3 protein-coding genes are annotated in these 3,679 nt (G+C 33.6%); all 3 read right to left on the bottom strand.

Features of this window, described 5'->3' with window-relative positions:
- Positions 1-285 precede the first annotated feature (285 nt).
- Positions 286-1,719, bottom strand: a complete 1,434-nt coding sequence (locus AC0KTX_RS16500; protein ID WP_474253137.1) for a HAMP domain-containing sensor histidine kinase — start codon at positions 1,717-1,719, stop codon at positions 286-288.
- Positions 1,706-2,407 carry a response regulator transcription factor gene (locus tag AC0KTX_RS16495; RefSeq protein ID WP_339197860.1) on the bottom strand — a complete coding sequence of 234 codons (702 nt, stop codon included), beginning with the start codon at positions 2,405-2,407 and terminating at the stop codon, positions 1,706-1,708. Before AC0KTX_RS16495 ends, AC0KTX_RS16500 begins: the two co-directional genes overlap by 14 nt.
- Before the next feature lie 755 nt (positions 2,408-3,162).
- Positions 3,163-3,679: Rpn family recombination-promoting nuclease/putative transposase (locus tag AC0KTX_RS16490; protein ID WP_474253136.1), on the bottom strand; the 517-nt coding region annotated here is incomplete at its 5' end.

The following is a 3,679-nucleotide window of genomic DNA, read 5'->3' as shown; positions in this document are numbered from 1 at the left end:
TATCGGTTTCTTTTTTTCATGGTATCATTATAACTTATTTATCACGCTCATGTGTCTCACCTTATGGGAGCATTATAAGTTGTCGTGAATAACCAATATCGTGTGGCAAAAATGCAAAAATAAAATTCGCCACAAAAAGGTGGAATCAAGAGCGACGATAGAATGAATTGATTTTCTATATGGACAAAAAAGATGGAAAAATGAGCGCAAGCGCCGCATGAATAATGGGATTTAGAGTCAAAATTCAAGAAGGAAGCCGAAAACATTAAGCGTTATTGAAACTTATTACAAATTTATGATATTTTCCTGTTCCTTTATATAAAACTCTACTGTCGCTCCACCTTTTTCGTTATTATAAGCCAAAATCTCTCCACCAAAATTGTTAACAATTTTTTTCGAGATATAAAGGCCTAAACCGATATGATTTTTGTATTGTTCATCTTGATAAAATGCCTCGAACAACATGGACGCATCCTTTTGTTTAAATCCGATTCCTGTATCCATACATTTAAAGAAAATTTTATTGCTCTCATCACCTAGTTCATCATGTACCTCAAGTTTAATTTCTCCATTCGTTGTAAATCTCAGGCTGTTATATAAAATATTATCTAAGACCCTCATTAACATTGACTCATCAAGTAAATAAAATTGTTTACTTAAATTGATATCAAACTTAATATCTAAGTTCCTTTTATTATAGGCCACTGCTGATATTTCTTGCTTTTTCTCTATAAGCATTTTATTCAAATCCAATTTCTTAATATTTAATAAAAAATTCGCCTTTTCTACTTTATATAACAGCGATAAATTATCTGTAAGCATGACCATCTTATTACAATTATTACGAATAATATCTAGATGGGGAATGATATCAAGATCATCATGGTTCTTCAAATCAGCAATCAAATCCATTTGTCCTTGGATCACCGTTAAAGGGGTTCTTATGTCATGGGCAATTGATGACATCATCATCTTGCGTTCATCATCTAACTTTGATAGATTTTCAATGGTTTCTTTCAGTGCGTTGATCATTGTATTAAAAGAATTTTGTATTTTGATAAATTCCCCTCTTTTAAGCCCGTGCACCTGAAAGTCAAAATCACCATTCGAAATCTTCTCTGCAGCCTGAAGCAATACTTTGATATTATTAAATAATGACTTATATAGTTTAGATGTAAATAAAATCAAATAAATAATAAAAAATATTAACGGCGAGATCAGCAGCAAAATATAAATCAATACCACTCCGGGATTATCCTTTATATTATTAATTAAGAACCCAAAAGGAGCCTTTATGACATAGACAGCTTGGATAGAGTTATTATGCTGAACAGGTACATATCTATAAACATACTTTCCTTTTACAATCTCATGATTTATGACTTTGCTGAAATTTATTTTATTTTCTACAACCCCCTTATCCCCATACATATGATTACCGTTGATATCCAAAACTTCACCTTGGATGTTTTCATGATAGGACTTTAAATCAATTAATTGTCCTTTTAAAATTGATGATGAATTTTCTTCGATCTTTTTTTCAATTAAATCTATATACTTAACATAATAGTTAGACGGTTTGATGGTATTGTTGTTTGTTATCACAAATATCAACAGAAATAAGCATATATATGTGATAAGCGTTGATATAAAGGTTGATAGGAAGACCTTAACAACCAATAAATAAAAATCTCTTTTTATCGTTTTATCCTTTTTCATATGTCACATCCCATTTATATCCTAATCCATATAGCGTTTTAATATAAGAATGTTCCGGATCTAAAGAGCGAATTTTCTTTCTAATATTTTTGATACTCTCTGTAACTGTTTCTAATTGACTTTCTGAATCGAATCCCCATACGCTTTCAAAAATTCTTTCTTTAGAAAAAACCATATTCTTATTCAACATTAATAGTTTAATGATTTCATACTCTTTTTTTGTTAAATGTAATTTAACACCTTTACAAAAAATTTCATTAGCTAAAAGATCTATAGTAATATTTTTAGAGCTTAGAAGATGCCTTTCATTCGATCTTATTCGCTCTTCTCGTCTTAAATGGCAATCTATTCTAGCCTTTAATTCCTTTAAGCTAAAGGGTTTACTAATATAGTCATCTCCACCTACTGAAAGAGCTTGAATCTTATCTTCTTCTAACGTTTTTGCACTTACAAATATGATAGGACAATCCAAACTGTCACGGATCATGCTACACAATTCCATTCCATCAATGCCTTCCATCATAATATCCAATATAATTAAATCAAAATTATTATTGATAATCTGCAATGCCTCATTCCCGCTATGAACAGTTTCAACAAAGTAATTATAAAGCTCTAGGTATTGTTTTATTGTAAGGCAAATATCTTCATTATCATCAACCACTAAGATTCTCTTTTTTTTATTCATTATCCCCACCACCTATATGAATTCTTGGAATAATTCGGGACAATATAAAAAATAATGATGTAACCGAATAGAAACTCGAAGTTATCTGTCTTAATGGCAAATAACAACATTCCATTCCCTATATAAATTGAGAATCTAAAGTTTTTCTAATGTTTTTGGAAATTTTTTTATTGCAATTGAAAAGTGCAGAAAAATGCAATGAACATGCGAATGTTTGCTGCCATATTAATTCCTTTTAATATCACACGAAGACAGCAAATGTTAGGTAAACTCACATATCAAAATATTTTAAAATTTCAAAGAGTTTTTAGAGGTTTTTTAGGAGTGAAGGAAACGATTTTAAAAAAAGTGAATCTAATGGAAGAATGGTTAAGATAATTATTGTTGCGGATGCATCGAAATAAGAAAAATTACTTGTCGACGTTTTATGAAGACGGGGAAATATAAATTAGGGATGGAGGCAGCTTGTTTAAAACAAAGACCTTGATGCTATAATCAAACCTCTTGTAAAGTGCAAAATAAAAATTCAGAGTTTTGCAAAGAAATACACAGGTCTGAACTGTCGCCAAGTGCAAACAATGATCCGAAATGAGGATCGAAGGAAGCGAATTCCCTCCCTTTCGCTGATCATACCTTTAGTCCCTCAACACTCTCTCAGCAAGTTGGACAGATGACTGGCGCCATACCCAACTACTCTTTCAACAAATGACAGATTTTTCTTCCGTCAAATCCAGCATGCGCAATTTCTGTTACGCTCAGTCCTTTTTCAGCCACTTTCGCACTTCCTCTTCCGCAAGTCCAGTAAGATCGGCAATGTCTTTCGCCGCCATTCCTTTCGCCGACATATGCCGGATCATGTTCTTCCGTTCTTCTTCCCGTCCTTCCTTTAATCCTTCTTCCCGTCCTTGCTTTATCCCTTTTTCCAACCCTTCCTCCATCCCAGCGCGCCGCTCGCCCAGAAGGTTGGACAATTGATCCCGCAGCCATTTCAGCCGCATTTCATATGCGTAGCGATTTTCCGGACTGACGCTTAGCTTCTCCCACTCTTCCAACGCTTCGCGAATTTCTTGCTCGTTCATCGCCAACACCTCCAGTTCATTGAGAATTGTCTCATCAATTTCTCGTTTTCGGGCATCCACCGCCGACAGCATCATCAACCAGGGCCACTCCGAAGATCGTTTGATCTCACGTCTGTATTTCTTCCATTTTACCATAAATTGTGATACATCAATGGCGTGAAATTCAAGATGCGCGCTCCAAAGAAATTGTTCT

The sequence above is a fragment of the Aeribacillus sp. JST-2 genome (genome assembly GCF_056032925.1).
The sequence above is the reverse complement of the archived record's forward strand: the minus strand, read 5'-3'. Positions and strand labels throughout refer to the sequence as shown.